This is a genomic window from Kribbella sandramycini (assembly GCF_013131805.1).
Lineage (GTDB): Bacteria > Actinomycetota > Actinomycetes > Propionibacteriales > Kribbellaceae > Kribbella > Kribbella sandramycini.
Genome location: NZ_JABJRC010000002.1, coordinates 79,077 through 103,397 on the forward strand (window position 1 = coordinate 79,077; position 24,321 = coordinate 103,397).

General features: G+C 70.0%; 22 protein-coding genes. 14 read left to right on the forward strand and 8 right to left on the reverse strand.

The window, feature by feature from the left end:
• The first annotated feature begins 267 nt into the window (after window positions 1-267).
• Both HPO96_RS08105 and HPO96_RS08110 read left to right on the forward strand, forming a co-directional pair.
• Window positions 268-1,161, forward strand: coding sequence for a hypothetical protein (locus HPO96_RS08105; RefSeq protein ID WP_171672570.1), 894 nt, complete (start codon window positions 268-270; stop codon window positions 1,159-1,161).
• A 144-nt stretch (window positions 1,162-1,305) separates the two neighbouring features.
• A complete protein-coding gene (locus tag HPO96_RS08110) occupies window positions 1,306-1,731 on the forward strand; it encodes a hemerythrin domain-containing protein (protein WP_238354939.1) in 426 nt (141 codons plus the stop codon).
• Here the strand turns inward: HPO96_RS08110 and HPO96_RS08115 are convergent.
• Window positions 1,693-2,313: a TetR/AcrR family transcriptional regulator gene (locus tag HPO96_RS08115; protein ID WP_337796554.1), complete on the reverse strand. Its 621-nt coding sequence runs from the start codon at window positions 2,311-2,313 to the stop codon at window positions 1,693-1,695. The two genes, HPO96_RS08110 and HPO96_RS08115, sit on opposite strands and share 39 nt — an antisense overlap.
• Before the next feature lie 74 nt (window positions 2,314-2,387).
• Here HPO96_RS08115 and HPO96_RS08120 point away from each other — a divergent pair, with 74 nt between their 5' ends.
• The 5 genes from HPO96_RS08120 (at window position 2,388) to HPO96_RS08140 (ending at window position 9,495) form a co-directional block, all read left to right on the forward strand.
• A complete protein-coding gene (locus HPO96_RS08120; RefSeq protein WP_171672575.1) occupies window positions 2,388-3,791 on the forward strand; it encodes an MFS transporter in 1,404 nt (467 codons plus the stop codon).
• A gap of 67 nt (window positions 3,792-3,858) precedes the next feature.
• Window positions 3,859-4,965, forward strand: coding sequence for an MFS transporter (locus tag HPO96_RS08125; protein WP_171672577.1), 1,107 nt, complete (start codon window positions 3,859-3,861; stop codon window positions 4,963-4,965).
• A 27-nt stretch (window positions 4,966-4,992) separates the two neighbouring features.
• Window positions 4,993-8,415, forward strand: coding sequence for an error-prone DNA polymerase (locus HPO96_RS08130; RefSeq protein ID WP_171672578.1), 3,423 nt, complete (start codon window positions 4,993-4,995; stop codon window positions 8,413-8,415).
• Window positions 8,416-8,450: 35 nt separating this feature from the next.
• Window positions 8,451-9,005: a hypothetical protein gene (locus HPO96_RS08135; RefSeq protein WP_171672580.1), complete on the forward strand. Its 555-nt coding sequence runs from the start codon at window positions 8,451-8,453 to the stop codon at window positions 9,003-9,005.
• Between the two features lie 157 nt (window positions 9,006-9,162).
• Entirely contained in the window at window positions 9,163-9,495 is a 333-nt protein-coding gene (locus tag HPO96_RS08140) for a hypothetical protein (RefSeq protein WP_171672582.1), read from the forward strand.
• Window positions 9,496-9,498: 3 nt separating this feature from the next.
• Here HPO96_RS08140 and HPO96_RS08145 read toward each other — a convergent pair whose 3' ends face one another.
• The 3 genes from HPO96_RS08145 to HPO96_RS08155 all read right to left on the reverse strand — a co-directional run bounded on the left by HPO96_RS08145 (window position 9,499) and on the right by HPO96_RS08155 (window position 11,237).
• Entirely contained in the window at window positions 9,499-10,020 is a 522-nt protein-coding gene (locus HPO96_RS08145) for a vitamin K epoxide reductase family protein (RefSeq protein ID WP_337796555.1), read from the reverse strand.
• Between the two features lie 106 nt (window positions 10,021-10,126).
• Window positions 10,127-10,789, reverse strand: a complete 663-nt coding sequence (locus HPO96_RS08150; protein ID WP_171672585.1) for a DsbA family protein — start codon at window positions 10,787-10,789, stop codon at window positions 10,127-10,129.
• Window positions 10,790-10,862: 73 nt separating this feature from the next.
• On the reverse strand, window positions 10,863-11,237 hold the full coding sequence (locus HPO96_RS08155; RefSeq protein ID WP_171672586.1) for a hypothetical protein: 375 nt from the start codon (window positions 11,235-11,237) through the stop codon (window positions 10,863-10,865).
• 66 nt (window positions 11,238-11,303) lie between these two features.
• Here HPO96_RS08155 and HPO96_RS08160 point away from each other — a divergent pair, with 66 nt between their 5' ends.
• Window positions 11,304-11,687 (forward strand): ArsR/SmtB family transcription factor, encoded by a 384-nt coding sequence (locus tag HPO96_RS08160; RefSeq protein ID WP_202885822.1) that lies wholly within the window; start codon window positions 11,304-11,306, stop codon window positions 11,685-11,687.
• Window positions 11,684-12,352, forward strand: coding sequence for a cation diffusion facilitator family transporter (locus HPO96_RS08165; protein WP_171672590.1), 669 nt, complete (start codon window positions 11,684-11,686; stop codon window positions 12,350-12,352). Before HPO96_RS08160 ends, HPO96_RS08165 begins: the two co-directional genes overlap by 4 nt.
• Window positions 12,353-12,601: 249 nt before the next feature.
• Here HPO96_RS08165 and HPO96_RS08170 read toward each other — a convergent pair whose 3' ends face one another.
• Window positions 12,602-13,861, reverse strand: a complete 1,260-nt coding sequence (locus HPO96_RS08170) for a S8 family peptidase (RefSeq protein ID WP_171672592.1) — start codon at window positions 13,859-13,861, stop codon at window positions 12,602-12,604.
• Between the two features lie 85 nt (window positions 13,862-13,946).
• Between HPO96_RS08170 and HPO96_RS08175 the strand changes: the two genes are divergently transcribed.
• The 3 genes from HPO96_RS08175 to HPO96_RS08185 all read left to right on the forward strand — a co-directional run bounded on the left by HPO96_RS08175 (window position 13,947) and on the right by HPO96_RS08185 (window position 17,849).
• Entirely contained in the window at window positions 13,947-16,739 is a 2,793-nt protein-coding gene (locus HPO96_RS08175) for a CHAT domain-containing protein (protein WP_337796619.1), read from the forward strand.
• 67 nt (window positions 16,740-16,806) lie between these two features.
• Window positions 16,807-17,376, forward strand: coding sequence for an RNA polymerase sigma factor (locus HPO96_RS08180; RefSeq protein WP_202885758.1), 570 nt, complete (start codon window positions 16,807-16,809; stop codon window positions 17,374-17,376).
• Between the two features lie 5 nt (window positions 17,377-17,381).
• A complete protein-coding gene (locus tag HPO96_RS08185) occupies window positions 17,382-17,849 on the forward strand; it encodes a hypothetical protein (protein WP_171672596.1) in 468 nt (155 codons plus the stop codon).
• Window positions 17,850-17,868: 19 nt separating this feature from the next.
• Here HPO96_RS08185 and HPO96_RS08190 read toward each other — a convergent pair whose 3' ends face one another.
• Window positions 17,869-19,323 (reverse strand): alkaline phosphatase PhoX, encoded by a 1,455-nt coding sequence (locus tag HPO96_RS08190; RefSeq protein ID WP_171672598.1) that lies wholly within the window; start codon window positions 19,321-19,323, stop codon window positions 17,869-17,871.
• Between the two features lie 133 nt (window positions 19,324-19,456).
• On the opposite strand from HPO96_RS08190, the gene HPO96_RS39545 reads away from it, so the two are divergent.
• A complete protein-coding gene (locus HPO96_RS39545; protein WP_171672599.1) occupies window positions 19,457-20,524 on the forward strand; it encodes a DUF7134 domain-containing protein in 1,068 nt (355 codons plus the stop codon).
• Window positions 20,521-21,174 carry a response regulator gene (locus tag HPO96_RS08200; RefSeq protein WP_171672601.1) on the forward strand — a complete coding sequence of 218 codons (654 nt, stop codon included), beginning with the start codon at window positions 20,521-20,523 and terminating at the stop codon, window positions 21,172-21,174. Before HPO96_RS39545 ends, HPO96_RS08200 begins: the two co-directional genes overlap by 4 nt.
• A 90-nt stretch (window positions 21,175-21,264) precedes the next feature.
• Here HPO96_RS08200 and HPO96_RS08205 read toward each other — a convergent pair whose 3' ends face one another.
• Both HPO96_RS08205 and HPO96_RS08210 read right to left on the reverse strand, forming a co-directional pair.
• Complete coding sequence (locus HPO96_RS08205; protein ID WP_171672602.1) at window positions 21,265-22,710, reverse strand: alpha/beta hydrolase; 1,446 nt, start codon at window positions 22,708-22,710, stop codon at window positions 21,265-21,267.
• A 78-nt stretch (window positions 22,711-22,788) separates the two neighbouring features.
• Complete coding sequence (locus HPO96_RS08210) at window positions 22,789-24,315, reverse strand: DUF4832 domain-containing protein (protein ID WP_171672604.1); 1,527 nt, start codon at window positions 24,313-24,315, stop codon at window positions 22,789-22,791.
• Window positions 24,316-24,321: the final 6 nt, after the last annotated feature.

Genomic DNA, 24,321 nt, shown 5'->3' on the forward strand with positions numbered 1-24,321 from the left:
AGGTGGTCCTTTCGGGAGCTTCTGGGAGCGCTCCCGCTGACACCTACGTCAATTGCCCGCCCGTGACCACGGAAGGGAGCACCCACTGCGATACAGCGTTCATGGGGGCCTCACCTCCAGGTGTGATGTCACGGACGCCGGGAACAGTAGCAACCGGTCCGCCGGGACGGCCACCTATTTAGGTACGGGCGGAGTACGGGCAGACCGGTGCTGGTGTGGATTTCTAGGGTCAGGGGATTCCCCATGCTCTGGAAAGGACACCCTGTCGTGCGTAGAACCATCCTGTCCGTCGGCGTCGCTGGTGCGCTGGCCGCGGCCGGCCTTGTCGTTGTGACCTCGTCGTCCGGAGCGGCTGTCGGTGACGTGCCCGCTGGTTGCGCCGCTGTCACCTCGGCGTACAAGTCGGACGGACAGCGCCTGTTCTACCGGTACGAGCGGAACAGCGACCAGCCGACCAAGGTGGAGTCGATTCCGGGCGACAAGCTGCCCTGGCGCCCGGCGGCCCTCACGCTCGGAGGTGTCTGGGGCGAGAGCCAGGACAGCTTCCACCGGGAGGAGTTCGCCGCCCACCCGACCGACGGCTACGTCTACCGGATCGAGCGGGCGGCCGAGCGCGGCGACGACCGCGTCTGGCGGATGACGCAGCACAAGGTGACCCGGCTGGCGGCCGGCTTCGGCGGGACCCGGACGCTCGTGTACGCCTACCCCTATCTGTACCGATTCACGGCCAAGTCGCTCTACCGGTACACCGTCGTCGGCCAGGAGGGCATCCCGGTCGACCCGGTCAAAATGCCCGGGACGGGCTGGGGCTCGATCAAGACGATGATCTACGAGCGTACCGGTGGAACCGACGCGCAGCCGGTGGATGTCCTGCTCGGGACGACGTCCGCGGGTGCCCTCAAGGAATGGCGCTTCCGCCGGGGTGCGCCGGGCTCCAGCATCCCGTCATCGGTGCTGCGGACGACTGGTTGGGACACGTTCACCAGCCTCTCCACCGGCTCCTGCGAGCAGCACCCGGAGGGCCGTTCACTGCTCGCGATCCAGGAGACCGGCTCCGTCTCCTGGCACTTCGACGCCAACGCGAAGGACTCGAGCGGCACCGACATCAAGGGCGGCTCGCTGGGCGCCCTGGGCTGGACCGAGAAGGCGTACGGCGAATAGGCTGCTCCCAGCGTCGCGTGCTGGTGACAGACCCTGTCAGGCATGGAGGCGCCGGACCGAAGGAGGCGACGATGCTCTCGTCACTCTCTTCGCTCTCGCGTGACTGAGCGCGAGACGACCAGGCTAGTTGCCTGGAGCACCGAAATGCGCCGGGTCCACACCCGGATCCGCGAAGCTTTGGCGATCACCCGGGACGCCGTCCGCGACGGCGCCCCGGGTGCGCAGGCCACTCGTGACCTGCTGCTCTACTGCCACGGCTTCTGCACGGCGCTCGACGGCCATCACCAGGGCGAGGATCGTGCCTTGTTCCCGGCCGTCGAAGCCGCCCACCCGCACCTCGCCCCCGTCCTGCGCGCCCTCAAACAGGACCACTCGATGATCGGCCATCTCCTCCAGGGCCTCCGCGACGCCGTCGACCGCGCGGCGCCGCCCGCCGAGCTCGACCGTCATCTCGAAGGGATCGCGGCGATCATGGAGAGCCACTTCCGCTACGAGGAACGCCAACTCCTCGTGGTGCTCGAGGGCCTCGAGCTACGAGCGGAGGTGATCGACGTCTTCGGCCCGTTGTGACGCTGCGGGCCGGCTGATCGCCCGCAGGGCCGGCTCGAGAACGGATTCGAGCTGCTCACTCGTTGCCCCGGCCAGCACCGGGTCCCGCAGCAGGTAGCGCGAGATGGCCACGCCGAGCGTACAGGCGTTGAGGACGGCGGCGCGCAGCTCGCCGTCCTCGCCGCCGATCGTCGCGGCAACCGCGGCCTGGGCCGGTGCCATGACCTGATCGCGCAGTACGGCGCCCGCCTGGTCGTGGGTCAGGCTGCTGCGCAACAACGCCTCGGCCGCGGCGCGCCGGTCGGGGTCTTCGAACCCGGCGAACAGGTGTGCGGCCGCGGCCGCCGGTAGGTCTTCCAAGCTCGCATCGACCAGCTGGTCCACGGCGGCGCTGGAGCCGGCGGCCGCGGCGAAGAGCCGCTCCTTGTTTCCGAACAGCTGCATCACCAGCGCGGGATCGATACCGGCTTCGGCGGCGACCGCTCGGATGCTGGTGCGCTCGTAACCGGCCTCGGCGAACTGCCGGCGCGCGGCCTGCAGTACGGCGTTCTCGGTCCGCCGCCGGCGCTCGGCCCGCGAAACCCTCGGCTCATCCGCTGTCACCGGGCTCACTCTACGCGCGTTGACCGAATCTCGCATTCGCTCTACGCTCGTTGAGTGAATCCGGAGGAGGCGACATGAGGGCGCGTGCTCGTGAAGGCAGCGGGGCCGCGGCGCTGGCCGTGCTGGCGGGTGGCCAGCTGCTGATCGTGGTGGACGCCACGATCGTCAATGTGGCGCTGGGGCCGATCCGCGACGGGCTGGGCTTCAGCTCCGCGCAGCTGTCGTGGATCGTGACCGCCTACACCTTGGCCTTCGGCGGATTCCTGATTCCTGGCGGGCGGATCGCGGATCGGTTCGGCCGGCGCCGGGTCTTCATGGCCGGCGTCGCGGTGTTCGGTGTGGCGTCGTTGGTCGGCGGTGCCGCCGAGACTCCGTTGACACTGGTCGTAGCGCGAGCGGTGCAAGGGCTGGGTGCGGCTGTGCTGGCGCCGGCCGCGCTGGGGCTGGTGCTGGAGGTGTTTCCATCAGGTCGGGGACGTCGATCGGCGCTCGGGGTGTGGGCCGCGGTCACTGCGGCCGGGACCGCCCTCGGGTCGGTGCTCGGCGGCGTACTGGTCGAGGCGCTGTCGTGGCGGTGGGTCCTGTGGATCAACGTTCCGGTGGTGGCGGCGATCGTACTGATCGGTCTGGCGGTGGTGCCCCGGTCGGCTGCGGTGTCGACTGGCCGGGGCGACCTGCCTGGTGCCGCTACGGTCACTGGTGGGTTGATGGCGCTGGTGTATGCGCTGACCGGGGTGGCCGAGTACGGATGGCTGGATGTGAGGACGCTGGCCGGGCTGGTGCTTGCGGCCGGGCTGCTCGCGGCCTTCGTCGTCGTACAGCGCCGGACTGCGGACCGGCTGATTCCGCCGGAGCTGTTGCGAAACCGCGCTGTCGTCGCAGCTGACGTCGTCGGGCTGGCGTTCGGCGTCGCGATCTTCGGGCTCTTCTATTTCGTCAGCTTGTTCCTGTCCACGATCAAGGGCGCGGGGCCGATCGCCGTCGGGCTGGCCTTCGTCCCGATGGCCTTGGCGATCACGATCGCGGCGCAAGTATCTGCCCGGTACGCCGACCGGGTCGCGTCCGGCCGACTGGCTGCCGCGGGCGCGCTGCTGGTCGCGATCGGTATGGCGCTACTGGGCCGACTCGGCCCGGAGTCGACGTACCTGGGCGCTTTGTTGCCGACGCTGCTGCTGGCCGGTGTGGGGCTTGGGGCGGCCTTCGTACCGCTCACGTCTGCCGCCGTCGCCGGTGCCGGCCAGGCGCATGCCGGTGTCGCGTCGGCGCTGTTCAACTCCGGCCAGCAGATTGGCGGTGCGCTGGGGTTGGCTGTGCTGACGACCGTCAGCGCAGCGCGGGTTTCCGCCCATCCTGATCCGGCCTCGGCTGCTGCGACGACAGCCGGATGGGGCCTGTCCTTTCTGATCGCCGCCGTCGTCGCCCTGGCCGCTGCGGTCCTGGCGGCCACGCGGATCGTTGCCGTCAAGGAGTCGATCTAGAGTGCTTGCCAGCTATCGCGAGGCCCTTGCCGCGCCCGGAATCGCCCGAGTCGTTGCTGCCGTCCTGGTGTGCTACCTGCTGTCCGGAATGGTGAATCTGTCCCTGCTGACCAGTGCGGAAGCCGCCTCTGGCAGCTACGCGGTTGCCGGGGCTGTCGTCGGTGCGTATTCAACTGCCGTGGCCATCGCCGCTCCGATCTGGGGACGAGTCGTCGACCGGCGCGGTGCGCGCCGGACGTTGGCTCTGACAGCCGTCGTTCAGACGCTGCTTTTCGCCGGGTACATCGCCGTCGCCGCGCTGGGCCTGCCTGCTGCGGCCTTGATCGTGACGGCAGCCGCTGCCGGATCCTGCAGCCCGCCATCGTCTGCGGTGGCCAAGAAGGTGTTCGCCGCTACCAGCGAGTCTGGAGCGCGTCGCGCGCTGTTCGCGATCTCAGGTCTGTTCACGGAGACGGTTTTCGTCATCGGTCCGCTGCTGGTCGGGCTCGTGACTGCTTTCGGGCAACCGATCGTTGCCGTTGTGGTGACGGCGGTGGTCTCGGCGGTCGGCGTCCTCTGGCTCCGCTCCGCGCCGGCGGTTCGAGGTGTCAGCAGTGTGCCGGGCAGTGCGCTTAGCGCGTCTCGGCCGGCTAGTTGGACGTCCCGGCAGGTTCACGTTCTGGCTGTCGTCGTGCTGGGGGCGGTTGCCATCGGAGCACTTCAGGTGAGTGTCGTCGCCCATGCCGAACGCCTGGGGGCGAACTCCGGGCTCTTCGTCGCGGCCATGGCCTGCGGCGGTGTGCTTGCGAGCTTCACCTACGGCGGCGTCGCGCTGCCCGGCAGCCTGCCGGCCCAGCTTTCGGTCGCGCTCGGCCTGTACGGCTTGCTGATCCTGACTCTCGGGGCCGGTCCTGCGGCCGTCGTCTCGGTTCTGCTCCTGGTCCTGATCGGGGCGGCCACCGGCCCGGCCGATGCCATCGAGGCGCTGCTGATCGCCGAACACACCCCACGCGATGCCCAATCCCAAGGATTCGCCGCGCTCACCACCGCCAACTGGCTCGGCTTCGCGGCCGGCAGCGCGCTCGCGGGAGTGCTGATCGAGCAGGTCGCACTCACCGCCGCCATCGCGCTCGCCGCCGCGGCGGCGCTGGTGGCCGCCCTGTCGCTCCTACCTGCGCGCGCTCGATTGGCGTAAGTATTCGAACAAGTGTTCTAATGAGGCATGGGGTACAACAATCCGCCGATCAAGTGGTCGGAGCTGGAGCGCCGGCTCTCGGATCGGTCGCGGCCGGGGAGCCATGGCGGCCGGCCGGTGACGGCCGACGGCGGGGACAGCCCGGCCTGGTCGCAGCATCGGGGGCCTTATGTGCCGGCGAAGGTGCAGCGCGGGGAGGCTGAGGTGGCCTATGCCGAGTTGCATGTGCATTCGAATTACTCGTTCCTGGATGGGGCTTCCCAGCCGGAGGAGTTGATCGAGACAGCGGTGCGGCAGGGGCTGCATGCGCTGGCGCTCACCGATCACGACGGGTTCTACGGTGCGGCGCGGTTCGCCGAGGCCGCGGCGGCGTACTCGTTGCCGACGGTGTTCGGTGCGGAGCTGTCGTTGGGGCTGACGCACCCGCAGAACGGGGTGGCCGATCCGGAGGGGAGCCATCTGCTGGTGCTGGCCGAAGGGCAGGAGGGGTACCACCAGCTGGCGGGGGCGATCACCGAGGCGCAGTTGGCCGGTGAGGAGAAGGGGCGCCCGGTCTACCACCTGGAGGAGCTGGCGAAAGACGATCCGGAGTGGGTGATTCTGACCGGCTGCCGGAAGGGGCTGGTGCGGCAGGCGCTGGAGCGGGGCGGGCAGGCCGAGGGGCCGGCGGCGGCCGGGCGGGAGCTGGATCGGCTGACGCAATTGTTCGGCAAGGATCGCGTGGTGGTCGAGCTGATCGACCACCACCTGCCTACCGATACCATCCGGAACCGGATCCTCGCCGAGCTGGCTGCCGATCGCGGTCTCCCGGTCGTTGCCACGAACAACGTTCACTACGCGGCCCCGGCGCAGTACAAGCTGGCCTCGGCGCTGGCCGCCGTCCGCGCGCGCCGCGATCTGGACGCGATGGACGGCTGGCTCCCGCCGAGCGGGATGGCCTTCCTGCGGACGGGGGCCGAGATGGCTTACCGCTTCCGCCGGTACGACGGCGCGGTCGCGCGCTCGGTCACCCTGGCCGACCAGCTCGCGTTCGACCTGGCCCGGGCGAAACCCAAGCTCCCGTTACGCGACGTCCCGAAGGGGGAGACGCCGATGAGCTGGCTGCGCCACGTCACCTTCGAGGGCGCCGCCCGCCGGTACGGCACCCGCGAGCAGCGCCCGGATGCGTACGACCGGCTGGCCCGCGAGCTGGCCGTGATCGAGGAGAAGGGGTTCCCCGGGTACTTCCTGATCGTCCACGACATCGTCAGCTTCGCCCACCGGGAGGGGATCCTCTGCCAGGGCAGGGGTTCCGCGGCGAACTCGGCGGTCTGCTACGCGCTCGGGATCACCGCCGTCGACAGCATCCTCTACGACCTGCCGTTCGAGCGGTTCCTCGCCTCGACCCGGGCCGAGGAGCCCGATATCGACGTCGACTTCGACTCCGACCGGCGCGAGGAGGTGATCCAGTACGTCTACGGCAAGTACGGCCGCCGGAACGCCGCCCAGGTGGCGAACGTGATCTCCTACCGGCCGAAGTCCGCCGTCCGCGATGTCGCCAAGGCCCTGGGGTACTCGGTCGGCCAGCAGGACGCCTGGTCCAAACAGGTGGACGGCTGGAGCCCGGAGATCACCTCGACCGAACACGACATCCCGCCGCGGGTGGTGGCGATGGCGACGCAGCTGCTGAAGTTCCCACGCCATCTGGGGATCCACTCCGGGGGCATGGTGCTGACCGAGCGCCCGGTGGGCCAGGTGGTGCCGATCGAGCATGCCCGGAAGGAGAATCGCACCGTCCTGCAGTGGGACAAGGACGACTGCGCGTGGATGGGGCTGGTGAAGTTCGATCTGCTCGGTCTCGGCATGCTGGCCGCCCTGCAGTACTGCCTGGACATGGTCCGCGATCGGCTGGGCGAGTCGTGGTTGCTGCACAACATCCCGAAGGAGGAGGCCGGCGTCTACGACCAGCTCTGCCGGGCCGATTCGGTCGGCGTCTTCCAGGTCGAGTCGCGGGCGCAGATGGCGACGCTGCCGCGGCTGCGGCCGCGCAAGTTCTACGACCTGGTCACCGAGATCGCGCTGATCCGGCCCGGGCCGATCCAGGGCGGCGCCGTCCATCCGTACATCCGCCGCCGGACGGGGGAGGAGCCGGTCACCTACCTGCATCCCAAGCTGAAGCCGGTGCTCGAACGGACGATGGGGGTACCGCTGTTCCAGGAGCAGCTGATGCAGATGGCGATGGCGGTCGGCGAGATCGACGGCGACGAGGCCGACCTGCTGCGCCGGGCGATGGGCTCCAAACGCGGGGTCGAGAAGATCTCCTCCCTCCAGGACAAGCTGTACGCCGGGATGGCGCGGAACGGGATCGAGGGCGAGCTGGCCGACGAGATCTACGCCAAGATCGAGGCCTTCGCGAATTTCGGGTTCGCCGAGTCGCACTCGATCAGCTTCGCCCTGCTGGTCTACTCCAGCACGTGGTTGCGGCTGCACTACCCGGCCGCGTTCCTGGCCGCGCTGCTGCGGGCGCAGCCGATGGGGTTCTACTCACCGCAGTCCCTGGTCGCCGATGCGCGGCGGCACGGCGTCGAAGTACGCCGTCCCGACCTGCAACGCTCGGCGGTCGATGCCGAGCTGGAGCTCCTGGTCGACGGTCAGGAGCGGCAGGGCCCGACCGGCTCGCCGTCCTGTCTGCTCGACCCGCAGCCGCCGGTCGGGCCGTTCGACCCGAAGGCGCCGTTCGACTCGACTCTGCACCGGCGCGACGGGGTGTTCGCCGTCCGGCTCGGGTTGTCGGAGGTCCGGACGGTGGGGGAGAAGGGAGCCAAGCTGATCGTCGAGGAGCGCGAGCGCGGCGGGCCCTATCGCGATATGGCCGACCTGGTGCGGCGGACCGGTATCACTGCGGGGCAGGTCGAGGCGCTCGCGACCGCCGGAGCCTTCGACTGTTTCGGCCTCGACCGGCGGCAAGCCCTGTGGGAGGCGGGTCGCGCGGCCGAGGAGCGCCCGGACCGCCTGGCCGGCGTCTCGGTCGCCGGCCCACCGCCGACCCTGCCCGGGATGAGCGATATCGAGACCGACATGGCCGACCTGTGGTCCACCTCGATCACCACCACCAGCCACCCGATCGAGCGCGTCCGAGCCGACCTCCGCGCCGCCGGCATCCTCTCGGCCGCCCAGCTCCGCGAAGTCCCCGACGGCGCCCGCGTCCGCGTCGCCGGCGTCGTCACCCACCGCCAGCGCCCCGCCACCGCCTCCGGCGTCACCTTCATGAACCTCGAGGACGAAACCGGCATGGCCAACATCGTCATCACCAAAGGCTGCTGGCGCCGCCACGCCGCCACCGCCCGCAACGCCACCGCCCTCATCGTCCGCGGCCGCGTAGAACGAGCCGGCGAAGTAACCAACCTCTCCGCCGACTCCCTCACCCGCCTCCCCCTGGCCACCAAAACCCCCTCCCGAGACTTCCGCTGATCCGCGGTTGCCCAACTGTCGGTCAGGCGGCAAGCTTGAGCGTCAGCAACACCCTGATCGTGAGAGGTCAGCAGATGGGCCCGGACCACCTGATCCCGCTCGATGTCACCGGCGAGGCCGATATCCAAGCGCAGGTCGATCAGGTGCGGGCCGCGCTGGCCGATGAAGGCGCTCTCGACGGTGGAGTGCAGTGGGCGCATGACCGGAAGGTGTTGCTGGTTCGACTGGTCGGCCCGCTCGATGGATCGTCACCGGCAGTGGAGCACGCCAAAGCCATCGCATTGAGCGTGGAGCAAGGGCTCGCAGTCGAGTTCCAGTCGGTGAGGTACTCGCGAGTGGAGCTGGAAGCCCTGAGCGAGCGGCTGCTCCCGACGCAGGCAGAATGGGCGCCGGGAGGCATTCCCCGCGCCTCGGGTGGCTGTGACCTTGCGCAGAACCGAGTGGTGTTGCTGGTGCCGAACGACGCCGGCGATACCGCGGCCTGGGCAGAGTGTGTCGAGGCGATGCAGGACGATCGAGTGCTGCTGCTGTTCTCCACGCCGGACCCGCGCGGAGACTGGATCGACCAGGGGCCTCCTCATCAGCCATGAACCGCAGTTCGAGCGCCCGGGGGTGCAACGAATGTGGGGTGGGGGGCGTCTACTGTGGGAGGTGATGAGGATGCGTAGGTACTCGGTGGCCCTGGTGGCCGCTGTCATGGTGTTTTTGGTTGCTTGTGGCAATGAATCTGCGGGAGGAAACCCGGCTGTGAACCCGTCCGACAGTTCGAACCCGACCTCGCCGACGCCGTCGGTCCCGCCGGTGAGTACGCCGCCTGGGGCTGCGGCTGCGCCGGTGGAGCAGGCCAAGGCCGATTTGACCAAGCGGCTCGGGATTGCCGAGACCGCCGTCAAGGTCCTCGGCGCCGAGGAAGTCACTTGGTCCGACGGCAGTCTCGGCTGCCCGGAGCCGGGGATGCACTACACCCAGGCTCTGGTGAACGGGATGCGGATCACTCTCGAGGCCGATGGCAAGCGGTACGAGTACCACTCGGGTGGGGCCCGTCCGCCGTTCCTGTGTGAGAACCCGCAGGCGCGCTGAGCGTCACAGCAGGGTCTTCCAGTACGACCAGAACTGCTCGCCGATCAGCGTGAGTACGACGACCGCCCAGGTGGTCAGCACGGCGCCGTGGTACTTCGTCGGCGTCCTGGCCACCCGGGTGGTGCGCAGGTTGTGCAGGGTCGTGTACCAGAAGATCGGGATCGTGACCGTCCAGACGGCCATGCAGTACGGGCAGAGCGCGTGGATCCGGTAGAGGCTCTGGAACATCAGCCAATGCACGAACACCACGCCGAAGGTCGCCCCGGCCTGCAACCCCCACCAGAACCAGCGCCGAAACCCGGCCCCCGCCAGCAGCCCGGCGCCGACCGTCGCCACCGCGAACCCGGCGACCCCGAGCAGCGGATTCGGAAACCCGAACACCTCCGCCTGCGGTTTCGTCATCACCGACCCACACGACAGCACCGGATTCAAACTGCACGACGGCACGTACGCCGAATCCCGCAGCATCGCGATCTTCTCCACCAGCAACACCCCCGAGGCGATCAGCCCGATCACCCCACCCACCAACAACACCCAAGGCAACAACCTAGGAAACGGCTCCAACACGCCGACCGCAGCCGCCCCGCCGGGTGCGGGCCGGGCGGCTGAGGCGGAGCGGGTGCTGCGGGGGTTACTTGAGGGCGGCATTGAGGCTGGCCTTGAGGTCTTCGACCGACTTGGGCTCCAGTTTGGCGCCGTTGAGGTAGAAGGTGGGGGTGCCGGTGACGCCGAGGGCCTCGCCGTCGGCGACGTCGCGTTTGATGCGCTCCAGCGTGGCGGGGTCGGCGTAGGCCTTGTCCCACGCGGCGAGGTCGAGGCCCAGCGACTTGGCGAAGTCGCGGAAGCGGGCATCGGCGGGGACCTGCTGCTCGCCCCACTCGGCCTGGGTCTCGTACATCTTCTGGTACATCTGCTCGAACTTGCCCTGCGCGGCCGCCGCCTCGACCGCCCGCGCCGCGCGTTCGCCGTTGAAGTGCCCGGGCAACGGGAAGTACCGGACGACGAACGTCACCTTGCCGGCGTACTCCTTGCGCAGGTCCTCGACCACCGGGAAGGCCGCCCGGCACGACTCGCACTCGAAGTCGAGGAACTCGACGAAGGTCGCCTTCCCGTCCGCGGCGACGTCGAGTTTGTGGCTGTCCGGACGGACGAGCCGTTCGTGGCGGTCGGTCTGAGCGGCCGCGGTCGTACCCGAAGAGGTGTCGTCGCGGGTGGCGTTGACGGTGAGCAGGATGCCGGCGACCACGACGAAAGCCGCCGCGATGCCGATGGACAAACGGGTATTGGTGTTCATGGATCCTCGATTCAGCTGGGCATGGGTGAGCGCGCGGCAAACGTGCCGCGGCGGACGGACCGAGCTGAGAGGCTTAGGTGCGGGAGATCCGCAATTGGGTCAGCGAGACGGCTGACGGGCAGAAAGCGGCCGGTACGCCGAACCGGGCGCGGATCGCGGCGGGCCGGACCGGCCGGAGGGCGACGACCCGGATCGCGCGCGCCGCGACGAGCAGGATCGACAGGCCGAGCAGACTCGGCACGATCCGGTGGGTGTGCGAGTCGGCGACCGGCAACACCTCCGGCACGTCGTCGAAGTCGAGGTGCAGCGGGCCGATCATCTCGATGGCCATGGAGTTGGCCAGGGCGGTCTCGGCCGACTCCGTCGGGCTGTGGAACGCGCACATGGCGAGTAGCGCCGCGACCAGCATCAGGCCGCGCGCGAACAATCGCCGTACCGAACCGTCCATCTCGGGCACCAGCGTAGCGCCGACTTCCCAAACGGGACTACTGGACGATAATATCGCCATATGACGATGAAAGCACTGGTTGACGTTGAGATCGGGCCGGGCCCAGGCGTGGTCGACGAGACGGCCGCGCTGTCGGTTGCGGCCTGTCTGTTCAACGGCTTCAGCGACGGGTCACGGCTGGCGATCGTCCGGCACCTGGCCCTCGGCGAGCATCGCGTCGTCGATCTGACCGAGCATCTCGGTCTCGCCCAGTCGACGGTCTCCAAACACCTGGCCTGCTTACGAGACTGCGGCCTGGTCGAGTCGCGGCCCGTAGGCCGTGCCTCGGTCTTCAGCCTCACCCACCCCGGGGCGACACTCGATCTGCTGACCGCCGCCGAGCGGCTGCTCAGCCTGACCGGTGACGCCGTCGCCCTCTGCCCCAACTACGGCCAAGGCGCGCAAGCATGAGCGAGCCCGCCCCGCGTGTCGAGCTGTCGCTCGAACCGCGCCCGATCAGCGCCTGGACGACGGACCCCGAGCTGCGCCGCAAACTCAGCCGCCGGGCGCAGTTGCTGGCCGGAGCCTCGGTGACCTACAACGTGATCGAGGCCGTGATTGCGATCAGCGCCGGCCTGGTCGCCGGGTCGGTCGCGCTGGTCGGCTTCGGGCTGGACTCCGTCGTCGAGGTGTCCAGCGGCCTGATCATCTTGTGGCAGTTCCGGCACCGGATGCCCGAGTCGCGCGAGCGGCAGGCGCTCCGGCTGCTCGCGTTCTCCTTCTTCGGACTCGCCGCCTACGTCAGCTTCGAGTCGATCCGGTCGCTGATCACCGGCGCCGACCCGGAGACCTCGCCGGTCGGTATCGGGCTGGCGATCGCCTCGCTGATCGTGATGCCGTTCCTGTCCTGGGCACAACGCCGGACCGGTAAGGCGCTCGGCTCGAACGCGGTCGTGGCCGACTCCACCCAGACGCTGCTCTGCACGTACCTGTCCGCCGTACTGCTCGTCGGCCTGGTGCTGAACGCGACCCTCGGCTGGGGCTGGGCCGACCCGATCGCCGGGCTGATCATCGCGGGTGTAGCCGTCCGCGAGGGGGTGGACGCCTGGCGCGGCAAGGGCTGCGCCTGCTGCTGAAAAACTTCTGAAAGTCGCTGTATCACCGGCCGTGAGCCGGGACTCCGCCTTATGAAACCGCTTCGCAGTGCCGCCGAGGGGGGAGGGCAGCGCGAAGAGGTTTCGATGGGGGGAGGTTGACGCGGCGTGTGAGGAGTTTTCGGTGGTCAGGCCGAAGTCTTGTCCGCGCCGCGTCAGCATGTGGGGGGACCGACAACCGCTTTCTGCCAGCTCGCCTGACTGAGCTGGCAGAGAGCGGTTCGTCATGTTTCAGGTGGTGCTGCTCTCCGCATCACCCGGGCGCAGGACCGGGCCGACGCCCGGCGCGGCCTGACCGAGCGCGTACGCGAGCAGCGCGTCGGCGGACTGCAGCGCGTTCTCGCCGGTCAGCGACATCCGCCCGGCGATGAGCCCGGCGACCAGCGGCGTCGCGTACGACGTACCGCTCCAGCGCGCCATTCCGGTGAACTTGCGCAGCTCACCCGTGTGCGGCGGCTCGGTGCAGCGGTACTCGCCGGTGAGGAACGCGTTCACCAGGTTCTCACCCGGCGCGTACACGTCGACCCAGCCGCCGAAGTTGCTGAACCAGGCCCGGTCGCGGCCGTTCTCGGCGAGCGCGCCGACGCCGACCGCCTCCGGGAACGCGGCCGGCCAGAAGTAGTCGCGGCTCGACTCGTTCCCCGCGGCGGCGACCAGGGTGAGGCCGTTGACCCGGTTCAGCCGGGTCTGGACGAAGACGTCCAGACCGAGCGGCGGCAGGTCGAACCGCGTCCGGGTGCCGGCCGAGAGGCTGATGATGTCCGGCGCGAGGTCGAGCACCTCGTCGAGGGCCGCGGCCAGGTCGAACTCCCAGATCGCGCCCGCGATCGGGAAGTAGCTCTTCACGACGACCTCGACGTCCCGCGCGATCGAGCGCAGGACGCCGGCGATGAACGTGCCGTGCCCGGCGTACGGCTTGATCAGGCCGTCCGGGCCGAACGCGTCCTCCGGGTCGCCGGTGACGCCGTCCAGCCAGTACGCCGCGGGCGCGTCCGACCAGCCGACATCCAGGACGACGACCTTCACGCCCTTGCCGGTCGCCTTGGTGTTGTCGAGGAACGGCTCCGGAGGCGTCCCCGGGCCGACCTCTTCCGGCTCGGTCGCGGGGCACGGGCTGACGCTCGGGGTGACGTAGAACAGGTGCTCGGGCGTGACGACGCCGCGGCCGAGCCGCAGGTCGGCGTACTTCAGGAAGCGCTGGGTGGTGGACCGGTCCTCCGGCGCGCCCGGCGGCACTTTCGCCGGTAGGAACAGCCGGGTGACGCCGCCGATCCCGCCCTCGCCGGTGCGGCCGCCCTCGAACAGCCGGATGACGCGCTCGACGTCCTCGTCGCGGACCAGGACGACGCCGGTGCGGTAGATGTACTCGGCGCCGGTCTCCTCCCACTTCGCCGGCGAGACCTCGACATCCTTGCCGTAACCCTCCAGGATCAGTTTGATCTGCGCGATGTACTTCTTGTCCCGCTCGGATGCGTTGCCTTCATGAGCCATGGGTATGGCGACCCCCCTCGGATCGGTGTTGTGGCCGATATCATTCCACCGAGCCGCCGCAGAGGGGGAGACTCGCTTGACGGTTGTGCCCGAGGAACTGTTGCCACTGGCGCTGTCGCGTCCCCATGACGCGATCGCGGCGGCGCAAACGCTGCTGGCCGGGAGCCCGGCGGCGGAGACGGCGTCGATCGCGCATCAGGCGACCGGGATCGGGCTGCGGCAGCTCGGCGAGGTCGACTCGGCGATTCGCGAGCTGCGGACGGCTTTGCGGCTGGCCAAGGGCGTCCCCGATCGGGAGGCGGACGTGCTGGCCACGCTCGGCGCGACGCTCGGGCGGGCCGGCCGGAGCCGGGAGGGGCTCGCGAAACTTGACCGGGCGGTCGAGTTGAGTCGGGGCGCGCTGGCCGGGCGGGTGCTGCTGCGCCGGGCCGACGTCCTGCTCATGCTGGGCCGGCACCGGGAGGCGCTGGAGGATCTGCGGATCGCGATCACCCGGTTGCGCCGCTCGGGTGACCAGCTCTGGGAGGCGCGGTCGCGGAACTACCGCGGGGTCATCCAGCTCGCGCTCGGCGGGACGCGGCAGGCGGATGCCGACTTCGACCAGGCCGGGCGGTTGTACGCCGCGATCGGCCAGGAGTTCGAGTACGCCGAGACGCGACAGAACCGCGGGATGGTCGCGTTCGCGCGCTGGGATCTGCCGGTCGCCCTGCAGTTCCTGGGGGAGGCGGTGCAGGGGTTCGAGGCGATCGGGGTGGTCTGGCCGGATCTCACGATCGATCGGTGCGCGGTGCTGCTGGCGGCCGGGTTGACCGCGGAGGCGCTGGCCGAGGCGGACGAGGCGAGCGGCCGGATGGAGACCGTGCAGGCGGCGAAACGGGCCGATGTGTTGTTCGCCGCGGCTGGGGCTGCGCTCGCGGTCGGCGACTCGGCGACCGCGCAGGAGCGGGCCGAACGCGCACGGCGGTTGTTCTCCGCGCAACGGCGTACGTGGTGGTCGGTTCGGGCGTCGATGCTGCAGCTGGAGGCGCGTTACCAGTCGGGCGAGCGGGGGCCGCGGTTGCTGCAGCAGGTCGTGCGGACGGCGCGGCGGCTCGACGAGTTCGGCACCGCGGATGCCGCGGCGGCGCATCTGTTGGCCGGCCGGCTGGCGTTGGCCGAGGGGCGATTGCGGACGGCGGACCGGCAGCTGGAGCTCGCCGGCCGGCTCACGAAGAACATCCCGCCGCCGGTGCGCAGCGCGGCCTGGCTGGGCCGCGCTCTGCGGGCGGAGGCGCGTGGCGAAACCCGCCGGATGCTCACCGCCTGCACGCGCGGCCTGGATGCCCTCGACGACTACCGCCTGATGATGGGCGCCACCGAACTGCGCGCCCGCGCCACCGGCCACGGCGCCGAACTCGCCGAGCTCGCCCTCCGGCACGCCCTGCGCCGCAACGACCCGCACTCGCTCCTCACCTGGGGCGAACGCTGGCGCGCCACCGCCCTCACCGTCCCACCCGTCCGCCCACCCGACGACGAACAACTCGTCCAAGACCTCGCCCAACTTCGCGACGTCGTCCGCCGCCTCGAGTCCACCCCCGAACCCACCCGCCCCCCAGCCCTCGAACGCGACCGCCGCCGCCTCGAATCCGCCGTCCGCCACCGAGCCCTCCACGCCCAAGGCGCCCCCTCCGGGGGCGAGACAAGAGGAGCCGGCGCCGATCCCCACCCGACCGGCGCCGCGGCGCCTGCTGGAGCTCCCGAGCACGACAGCCGCGGCCAAGCCGCCGACCAGACGCCTCGGGCTGGAGCAGCTGGAGCTGCCGGTGGGGTCGGAGCAGGCGGAGCGGCCGGAGCGGCTGCCGGTGCTGCTGCAGCCGGTGGAGCCGGTGGTCGGGCGGGGGCTGAGGTGCTGTCCGCCTTTTCACCACGGCTGTTTGACGTGCAGGAGTTGCACGGGGCGCTGGGGGACAGTGCGTTGGTTGAGTTGTTGGAGGTGGATGGGGTTTTGCATGCGGTGGTGGCTGCCGGTGGGGAGTTGACGCATTACCCGGTGGGGGGTTTGGCGGCGGCTGGGGTTGAGGTGGAGCGGTCGCGGTTCCGGTTGCGGTGGCTCGCGCATGGGCGGTCGCGGAGTGGGCCTTCGCTGGAGGTGCTGGGGCAGCGGCTGGGGGATGCGATCTTGGGGCCGGTGCAGGGGGTGCTGGGGGATCGGGATGTGGTGATGGTGCCGCCGGCGCGGTTGCAGGCGCTGCCTTGGGGGTTGATTCCGGCGCTGGAGGGGCGGGCGGTGAATGTGGTGCCGTCGGCGGCGGTGTGGTTGCGGGCGCGTCGGTTGCGGCCTCCGGCTGAGCGGCGAGTGGTGCTGGTGCTCGGGCCGGGGCTGTCGGCCGCGCGCGCGGAGATCACCCGGCTGACCGAGCAGTACCCGGACGCCGTCGTCCTGCGAGACGGCGATGCGACCGCGGAGCGGGTTCTCAAGGAGCTGGACGGCGCGTGGATCGCGCACATCGCCGCGCACGGCACGTTCCGGTCCGACAGCCCGCTCTTCTCGTCGCTGCGGCTCGACGACGGCCCGCTGACCGTCTACGACTTCGAGCGGCTGAAGCGAGCGCCGTACCGGCTGGTGCTGTCGAGCTGCGACTCCGGGCTCGCGAAACCGGTCGGCGCCGACGAGCTGCTCGGGCTGAGCAGCAGTCTGGTCCCGCTCGGCGCGGCGGGCATCCTGGCCAGCGTCGTCCCGGTGAACGACCCCGCGACGGTCCCCCTGATGACGGCGCTGCACGCGCACCTGCAGAATGGCCACTCGCTCGCCGAGGCGTTCGCAAGGGCGCGGGCCGCCGCCGGGACCGACCCGGTGGCGGATGCGGCAAGCCGTTCGTTCATCGCGCTCGGAGCGTAAACGTTCATGTATCAACCAGCGACCCAGGTCGCTCCGTATCAGTACTCGGGGGAGAGGAGACAGGGGCATGCGGGACGATCCCACTGTCGTCAGTCTGGTCAGCAGGGCGGTCGACGGTGACAAAGGCGCCTGGGACGAGCTGGTCGAGCGGTACGCGCCGCTGATCTGGGGGATCGGCCGCCGCTACCGGCTGGCCCCGACCGATATCGACGACGTCGGTCAGGGCGTCTGGCTGCGGCTGATCGAGCACCTGCCCAGTCTGCGCGAGCCCGCCGCGCTGCCCGGCTGGATCGCGACCACCGCGCAGCGGGAGTGTTTCCGGCTGCTGCGCGCGGCCAGCCGGGTCGATCCGGTCGACCCGGCCGAGCAGCGTGACGCGGTCGAGCCCGCGGTGGCCGAGGAGGAGGTGCTCCGGTTCGAGCGCCGGGCGATCGTCCGGACCGCGTTCGGGCAGCTCTCCCCGCGCTGTCAGTTGCTGTTGGCAATGATCACGAAGGACCCGCCGGCGCCGTACGACGAGATCAGCAAACGTCTCGCGATGCCGGTCGGCAGTATCGGCCCGAACCGGGCCCGATGCCTGGAACGGTTACGGCGAACGCCGGCCCTGGCCGGACTGGCCGACGAACGGAGGAGGTGAGTGGGATGACGGACACCGATTGGAACGACGACGGGCAACTGCTCGAGGCGCTGCGCGACACGCTGACCGCGGACCAGGACATGCCGCGGGCGTTCGTCGACGCCGGGAAGGCCGCGTTCGCGTGGCGGACCATCGACGCCGAGCTGGCCGCGCTCACCTATGACTCGGCCTGGGAGAGCCTGGAGCCGGCGCCGGTCCGTTCGGCGGCGGAGAGCGCGACGCTGCGCGCGCTGACCTTCGCCTCCGAGGGCTGGCGGATCGAGCTCGAGCTGACTCCGGACGGGCTGCTCGGCCAGCTCGACCCGCCGGCGGCCGGTGAGATCGTCGCCCGGACGGACGCCGACGTCCTGGCCACCGCGCGGATCGACGAGCTCGGCTTCTTCGTGCTGAAGCCGGTCCCGAAGGTGCCGTACCGCCTGGTCTGCACGCCGGACGACGGCCCGACGATCCTGACCGGCTGGGTCACGCCGTAACCCAGCCGGCGCCGGTGGATCAGCCCAGGTAGTCGCGCCACGGGCCGGTGATGGCCAGCGTGATCCCGGGCGACTGGATGTTCACGAACAGCACCTTGCCGTCGGCCGAGAACGCCGGACCGGTGAACTCGGAGTCGTTCAGCTGGTTCCGGGCGATCGCGTACGTCGGTCCGCCCGGCGTCGCGCTCAGCACGTGGCTGCTGGCGTTGCCGTCCTCGGCGAGGATCAGCGAGCCCCACGGCGTCACGGTGACGTTGTCCGGGCCGTCGAAGTTGAAGTCCTGGAACTTCGCGTTCGCGCCCTGGTCGGCGGCCGCGCTCTCCGGGAAGTACGTGACCAGCTGGATCGTCTTCCGGGCGTAGTTGTAGAACCAGACCATGCCGTCGTGCGGGACGGCGTCGGCCGGCAGGTCCGACGTTCCGGACTGGGCGTACGAGTTGACGACGTACACGCCGTCCTTGGTGCCGAAGACGCCCTCGAACTTCTTGCCGCGGGTGATCTGGCCGTCGGTGAACTGCTTGCGGACGGACGTCGTCACGCCGTCGCGGTCGGGCACCGGCACCCACGCGACCCGGAACGGGCGCAGCAACTGGGCCGACGTCAGGTAGGCGACGTCCGGGATCGGCTTGCCGTCGTCACCGAGGATCGCGAGCGCCTCCAGGGTGCCGAAGTCCTTGTCCTGCAGGTCCCGCCAGCTGCGCGAGCTGAGCCGGTAGCCGCGCGGGCCGGACCAGCGGTAGAAGGAGCCGTTCGGGCCGGAGGCGTCCTCGGACAGGTAGATGTGGTTCCGGTCTTCGTCGACGGCGCACGCCTCGTGCGCGTAGCGGCCGAGCGCCTTCAGCGGCACCGGGTGCGCGGTCTCGCCGTCGCCCCAGACCTCGAAGACGTAGCCGTGGTCCTTCAGCCGGGTGGTGCCGTTGGCCTTGCTCTCGGTCTCCTCACACGTCAGCCACGTGTTCCACGGGGTGTGCCCGCCGGCGCAGTTCGTCAGCGTGCCGGAGATGGCGACCCACTCGCCGAGGTTCTTGCCGTTACGGTCGACCGAGATGACCGTGCAGCCGCCGGCCGCGCCGACGCCCGCGTCGTACACGGTGCCGGCGACCTGCGGGACGCCGAGGGCGCTGTTACCGCTGATCTCGTGGTTCTGGATCAGCCGGTAGCTGTCGTGCCGGCCGCCCGGGAAGACCGCGGTGCCGTCGTGCGAGTCCGGCGTCGGCTGACCGGTCTTCAGCTTGGTCTCACCGGCCTTGGTGACGATGCGGTACTTGAAGCCGGGCGGCAGCGCTAGGACGCCGGCCGGGTCGTCGAGGAGCGGCGGGAACGGCTTGTGGTTGGGGAACCCCGAGTGGTGGCCGCCGCCGTGGGTGGCCGGGGTTGCCTCGGCCAGCGACGGAACGGAACCAACGGTGGCGAACCCGACACCGGCGGCGCCGGCAGCGGCGCCACGCAGGACGGAACGACGATCGACGGACATGTACTGCTCCTTGGACGCTGTAGGCGGAACGCCCTGATCCTCACCACCTACGGCCACCGCACGGCAAACGACAGCTGAACAAAAGGTAGGTCCCTGAAACCTCAACCAAGTAAGGAATGCCTATACTCACCAGGTGATCGGGGACCGGATCGAGGCCTGGTCCCGCTCCCATCGCCCGGCCGTCGACCTCATCGTCACCGCCGCGCTGCTCGTAGTCACGGCCGTCTTCGCACTGAGTGTTCACGCGCCGGCCGAACATTTCCTGTTCTCGGGGCTTCTGCTGCTGCCACTCGCCGTACGCCGAAGCCGGCCGGCGCTGTGTCTGCTGCTGGTCGCTGTCGTCGCGCTGGCGCAATGGCTGACCGTTCGGGACACAGTCGGTGCACTGCCCGCGGATGTCGCCGTACTGCTCGCAGTACACGCGGCGGCGGCTTACGGGCCGCGGTGGGCTCGCGGAGTCGGTCTTGGGGCCGGGTTGGTCGGAGCGGTGCTTGGGGGAGTTGCTTGGCCGCAGTTGGTCGACACTCTGGTTGCCCACGTGGCGATCGGCTCTGCCCTGGCCGCGGCTGTGGTTGCGGCTTGGGCTGTGGGGACGCTGCACCGGATCCGCCAGGCTGCCGAGCGGGAGCTGGCTGTGCTTGCTGAGCGGCAGCGAATCGCCCGGGAGATGCACGACGTCGTGGCACACTCGCTGGCCGTGGTCATCGCGCAGGCTGACGGTGGTCGCTACGTGCCCGGTAACGCAGTTGCGGCGCTTGGGGCGATCAGTGCGCACGCGCGACAGGCGCTGGGGGAGACGCGGCGGATTCTCGGCGTCCTGCGTGCTGACCAGCAGTCGCTGGAGCCCGCATTGGGTCTCGCAGATCTTGCGACGTTGGTGGATGGGCTGGAGGCTTCCCTGACGATGGACGACCTGGAGGTAGAGCCGGGGGTGGGGCTGGCGGCGTACCGGATCGTGCAGGAGGGGCTGACCAACGTGCTGAAACATGCGGGGCCGGGGGCGCGCGCGGAGGTGACCGTTCGGCGTACTGCGGGGTGGCTGGAGATCTTGGTGGCGGACGACGGACGCGGGCCGGGTGACGGCGCCGGCGGGCTGGGGCTGATCGGGATGCGAGAGCGGGCGGCGGCGTACGGCGGGAGCGTCGAGCTGACGGCCCGGGCCGGCGGCGGATCGTTGCTTATGGCAAGGATGTCGTTGTGATCCGGGTGGCGCTGGTCGAGGACCAGGTGATGGTGCGCGCCGGGTTCCGGATGGTGATCGACGCGCAGGACGATCTCGAGGTCGTCGCCGAGGCGGGGGACGGCGTGAACGGCGTGGCGGAGGTCCGCCGGACCCGGCCGGACGTCGTGGTGATGGATATCCGGATGCCGGTCCTGGACGGGATCGAGGCCTGCCGGCAACTGACCGCGCGGCCGGCGTCGCCCCGGATCCTGATGCTGACGACCTACGATCTCGACGAGTACGCGCTCTCCGCCGTTCGCGCCGGCGCCAGCGGCTTCCTCCTGAAAGACGCCCCGCCGGAGGACATGCTGGCCGCCATCCGAACCGTGCACGCCGGAGACGCCGTCCTGGCTCCCTCAACCACCCGCCGCCTCCTGGACCACCTCGCACCTCCCTTCGACCCCGCGGCAACCCGCGCCGTCGAAGCACTCACCGACCGCGAGCGTGAGGTCCTCTTCGCCGTGGCTCGCGGCCGCACCAACGCCGAGATCGCCGCCCAGCTCACCGTTTCCGCCGGCACCGTCAAGACCCACGTCAGCAACCTCCTCACCAAACTGGGCGCCCGGGACCGCCTCCAAGCCGCCATCACCGCCTACGAATCCGGCCTGATCCGCCCCGGCCACCGCTGACCGCGCGCTGCTCGTCACGCTGTTCGGCCAGCCCGCGATCGAGAGCCGCATTCAGCGTTGGGTCGGCGGGGTCGAGGGGGCCGGCGGGCCTCAGCCGGCCGGGCAGGTTTGGTCCGCCGGCGGGAGATTTGTGGTGATGAGGTAGCGCTCGACGGCGGCGTCGACGCAGCGGGAGACGCCGTGGACGCCGTGCCGGAACGCGCCGGAGAGCGTGATCTGACGTGATCCCCGGAGGGCCCGGTGCATGGCCTGTTGCCCGGCGTACGGCGTGACGGGGTCGCCTTCGGCGGCGAGCATCAGGGCTGGGCGGTTGTTGGCGATTCCGGTGGGTGGCTCGATGGGAGTGGTCGGCCAGAACGCGCAGGGTGAGATGTCTCGGGCGAGCGGGCCGTAGAGGGGCTCGGCCGCCCGATGGGCTTGGATGTCCCGGTAGTAGATTGCTGGATCGCGTGGCGCGGCCCGGTCGGCGCATTGGTTCGCGACCGTGGCGCTGAAGCCGAACTCCGGAACGACCTCGGCCAGGTCGTAGAGCGCGAACCGCTGTTCCTGCGTTGACGTCGGAGTCACCGGCAGGCCGGCGGCCGCGTCTCGATACACCCGGACCGCCGCGCTGAGTTCGGCGTACGACGCGTCGGTGTCGTCAACCGTGAGGAGCAGGCCGGGCAGCATCGCCTCGGTGACCTCATGGGTGCCGACCTGTAGCGGCTGGCGCTTGGTTGCGGCGGCGATCCGGTCGACGGTTGCGAGGACGGCGGCCTTCGTACGGCCCAGGCCAGAGTCGTTCGCCGCTGCCCACTCCGCCCAGTCGGCCAGCGCAGCGGCATCCGGGAGAGCGGTCTCTCGCGTCCACCGCGGTCCGTAGGAATCCGGCGCGTGGGAGCTGTCGAGGACGAATCGATCGGTGTGGTCCGGGAAGAGCTGCAGGTAGACCGCGCCCAGATAGGTCCCGTACGACGTGCCGAAGTAGGAGAGCTTCGGGACGCCGAGGGCCTCGCGAACCCGATCCATGTCCCGCGCGATGTTTCGGGTCGATGCGTACGGCAACACATCCCGGTACGGCGCGCACTGTGCAGCCAGCTCGCGGGCGATCGCCGTACTTTCGGTAAACGCCGCCGGGGACGGGCTCCCGTGCTGCGCGCTCCGCAGGTACCGGTCGGTCCGCCAGCCGCATTCCAGCGGCGCGCTGTGGCCGAAGAAGCGCGGATCGATTCCGACCAGGTCGAACTGGGCGGCCAGCTCCGGACTCTTCGCCAGCAACAGATTCACCCCCTGCCGGGACGCCTCGGGACCGCCGACGTTCACGACGAGCGTCCCTCGGCTGGGTTCGGTCGCGGCCCGCCGGGCGATCGCGATCCGGATGATCGGCCCGTCCGGCCGGCGATAGTCGAGCGGCACCGGTACTTCGGTGCACCGCGCGCCAACGGCCCCGAGCTCACCGTCGCAGTCGCGCCAGGTCAATTTGTTGCTATTGGCAACCGCCGGAGTCATGCCGGACAACAGACACAACGCGACCACGCCGCAAAGGATTCGTTTCATAGGCGGAGCGTAGGAGCGGCGAGCCGCTCGCCGCGTCTGCCGTGCGACCGATCTGGCATCGGCCGCACGGCAGAGGACTCAGCGAATGAGCTGTGGCTTCGCGCCGCAACCGCCGCCGAGGCCGCGACCCTCGACAGTGATCGTGTGGCCGAGATCGTTGTATCCGGTGGCGGGCCGCCAGGTGCCGGTGTTGGCGAGCTGGACGGCGTACGCCGGGTCGTCGAGACGTGGTGACGCGTCTGCCAGGTTGAGCAGCAGTCGATAGCGGCCGGGCCTGACCGGCGCGCAGACGGTTCGGTCCAGGGTGGTCGTCGTTCCGGCTGCCCAGCGCCGGGGATCGGCCGGCATGTCGACACGGTAAGTCTGCTTGTCGCCTTGGAAGATCAGCTGCACTTTCCGTTGCCGGTACGGCGCTGCCCAGCCGTCGTTGCGGAGGTCGAGGCCGACGCCAACCGCGCCGCCTGGTTTGGTCCGGGCCGTGAAAGTACCGCGGACCAGCGACAACCGGTAGCCCAGCTTCTGCTGCGCGATCTTGATGTTGTCGCCCCAGCTGCCGAGGACGTCACGGTTGTAGTCGGTGTTCAGGTAGGAGAAGTGCAACCGCTCCATCTCGGCCGCGGCGGACGGCCAGTCCGAGCGGGGTGAGTTGACGGCGCAGGTCTCGCCGCCTTCGGGGACGTAATTGGTGTCCTGGGCAACGAAGTCCTTGTCGAGTTCGATCGGGTCGCTCAGGTAGGTGCCGAAGTCGTCGGGGCTGGCCAGGAAGCAGTCGTTGTGGTGGCCGATCCGCGCGGCCGCGGAGCCGTCGTACGCCTGGTCGGGAGAGAGCGCTCCCTGCGTTCCGGTCGGCAGGCCGAGCATGCGCTGTTTCATGTACGGCGTCCGCACCTGAACCATGAGATCGCGGGGGAGCGCTCTCAGCAGCGCCAGGACCACGGTTCGCCGGTCGGCCCAGTTCTGGTCCGAGACCTGGCTCGGGTCGGCCGGGTCGGCGAAGTGATCGGTGTAGTAGCCCTCGCCCCAGAGCCCGACGAACCCGGACTGCACGACCGCGATCACATCGGAGTTCGCGCGCAGGATCGCCGCCAGCTGGGCGATGTGCTTGACGACCCGCGCGACCGGGGCATCGCCGTACGGCGTGGTCGGCGGCCAGCCGGGTGGCTGCGCGTACGCGAACCGGACGATCACCTTGACCCCGGCCGCGCGGGCGGTGGCGAAGTCCGCCCGGACGAGGTCGAGATAGGCGCGGTCGAGTTTGTCGGCGCCCGCGAACTTCTCCAGGTAGAACACCCGGAGAATCTGGGTAACGCTCTCTTGTGTTCTGAACCCTTGCAGGGTGGCCAGATCGAGTGGCGTGTAGCCGGAGCCGTCGGCCCGGTAGTGCGTCTCGGTGTGGTGGTAGAAACCGCGCTCCGGGTTCGCGATCACGGCGTCGGAGGCGGCGTACGTGCGGGTGCTGAGCGGATCGCGATGGGCGTTCGCGAGCTGGGCCTGACTGAGTTGGGCCTGACTGAGTTGGGCCTGACTGAGTTGGGCCTGACTTAACTGGGCCGGCCCGAGGAGGCCGAGGATCAGCGTCGCGCTGACCACGCGGAACAGCTTCATCGAGAG

Bases quoted from the DNA above. Each gene is read 5' to 3' on its own strand.
- HPO96_RS08110 (WP_238354939.1), top strand. From the start codon at position 1,306: ATGCGCCGGGTCCACACCCGGATCCGCGAAGCTTTGGCGATCACCCGG.
- HPO96_RS08120 (WP_171672575.1), top strand. From the start codon at position 2,388: ATGAGGGCGCGTGCTCGTGAAGGCAGCGGGGCCGCGGCGCTGGCCGTG.
- HPO96_RS08130 (WP_171672578.1), top strand. From the start codon at position 4,993: ATGGGGTACAACAATCCGCCGATCAAGTGGTCGGAGCTGGAGCGCCGG.
- HPO96_RS08150 (WP_171672585.1), bottom strand. From the start codon at position 10,789: ATGAACACCAATACCCGTTTGTCCATCGGCATCGCGGCGGCTTTCGTC.
- HPO96_RS08155 (WP_171672586.1), bottom strand. From the start codon at position 11,237: ATGGACGGTTCGGTACGGCGATTGTTCGCGCGCGGCCTGATGCTGGTC.
- HPO96_RS08160 (WP_202885822.1), top strand. From the start codon at position 11,304: ATGAAAGCACTGGTTGACGTTGAGATCGGGCCGGGCCCAGGCGTGGTC.
- HPO96_RS08165 (WP_171672590.1), top strand. From the start codon at position 11,684: ATGAGCGAGCCCGCCCCGCGTGTCGAGCTGTCGCTCGAACCGCGCCCG.
- HPO96_RS08170 (WP_171672592.1), bottom strand. From the start codon at position 13,861: ATGGCTCATGAAGGCAACGCATCCGAGCGGGACAAGAAGTACATCGCG.
- HPO96_RS08180 (WP_202885758.1), top strand. From the start codon at position 16,807: ATGCGGGACGATCCCACTGTCGTCAGTCTGGTCAGCAGGGCGGTCGAC.
- HPO96_RS08185 (WP_171672596.1), top strand. From the start codon at position 17,382: ATGACGGACACCGATTGGAACGACGACGGGCAACTGCTCGAGGCGCTG.
- HPO96_RS08190 (WP_171672598.1), bottom strand. From the start codon at position 19,323: ATGTCCGTCGATCGTCGTTCCGTCCTGCGTGGCGCCGCTGCCGGCGCC.
- HPO96_RS08205 (WP_171672602.1), bottom strand. From the start codon at position 22,710: ATGAAACGAATCCTTTGCGGCGTGGTCGCGTTGTGTCTGTTGTCCGGC.
- HPO96_RS08210 (WP_171672604.1), bottom strand. From the start codon at position 24,315: ATGAAGCTGTTCCGCGTGGTCAGCGCGACGCTGATCCTCGGCCTCCTC.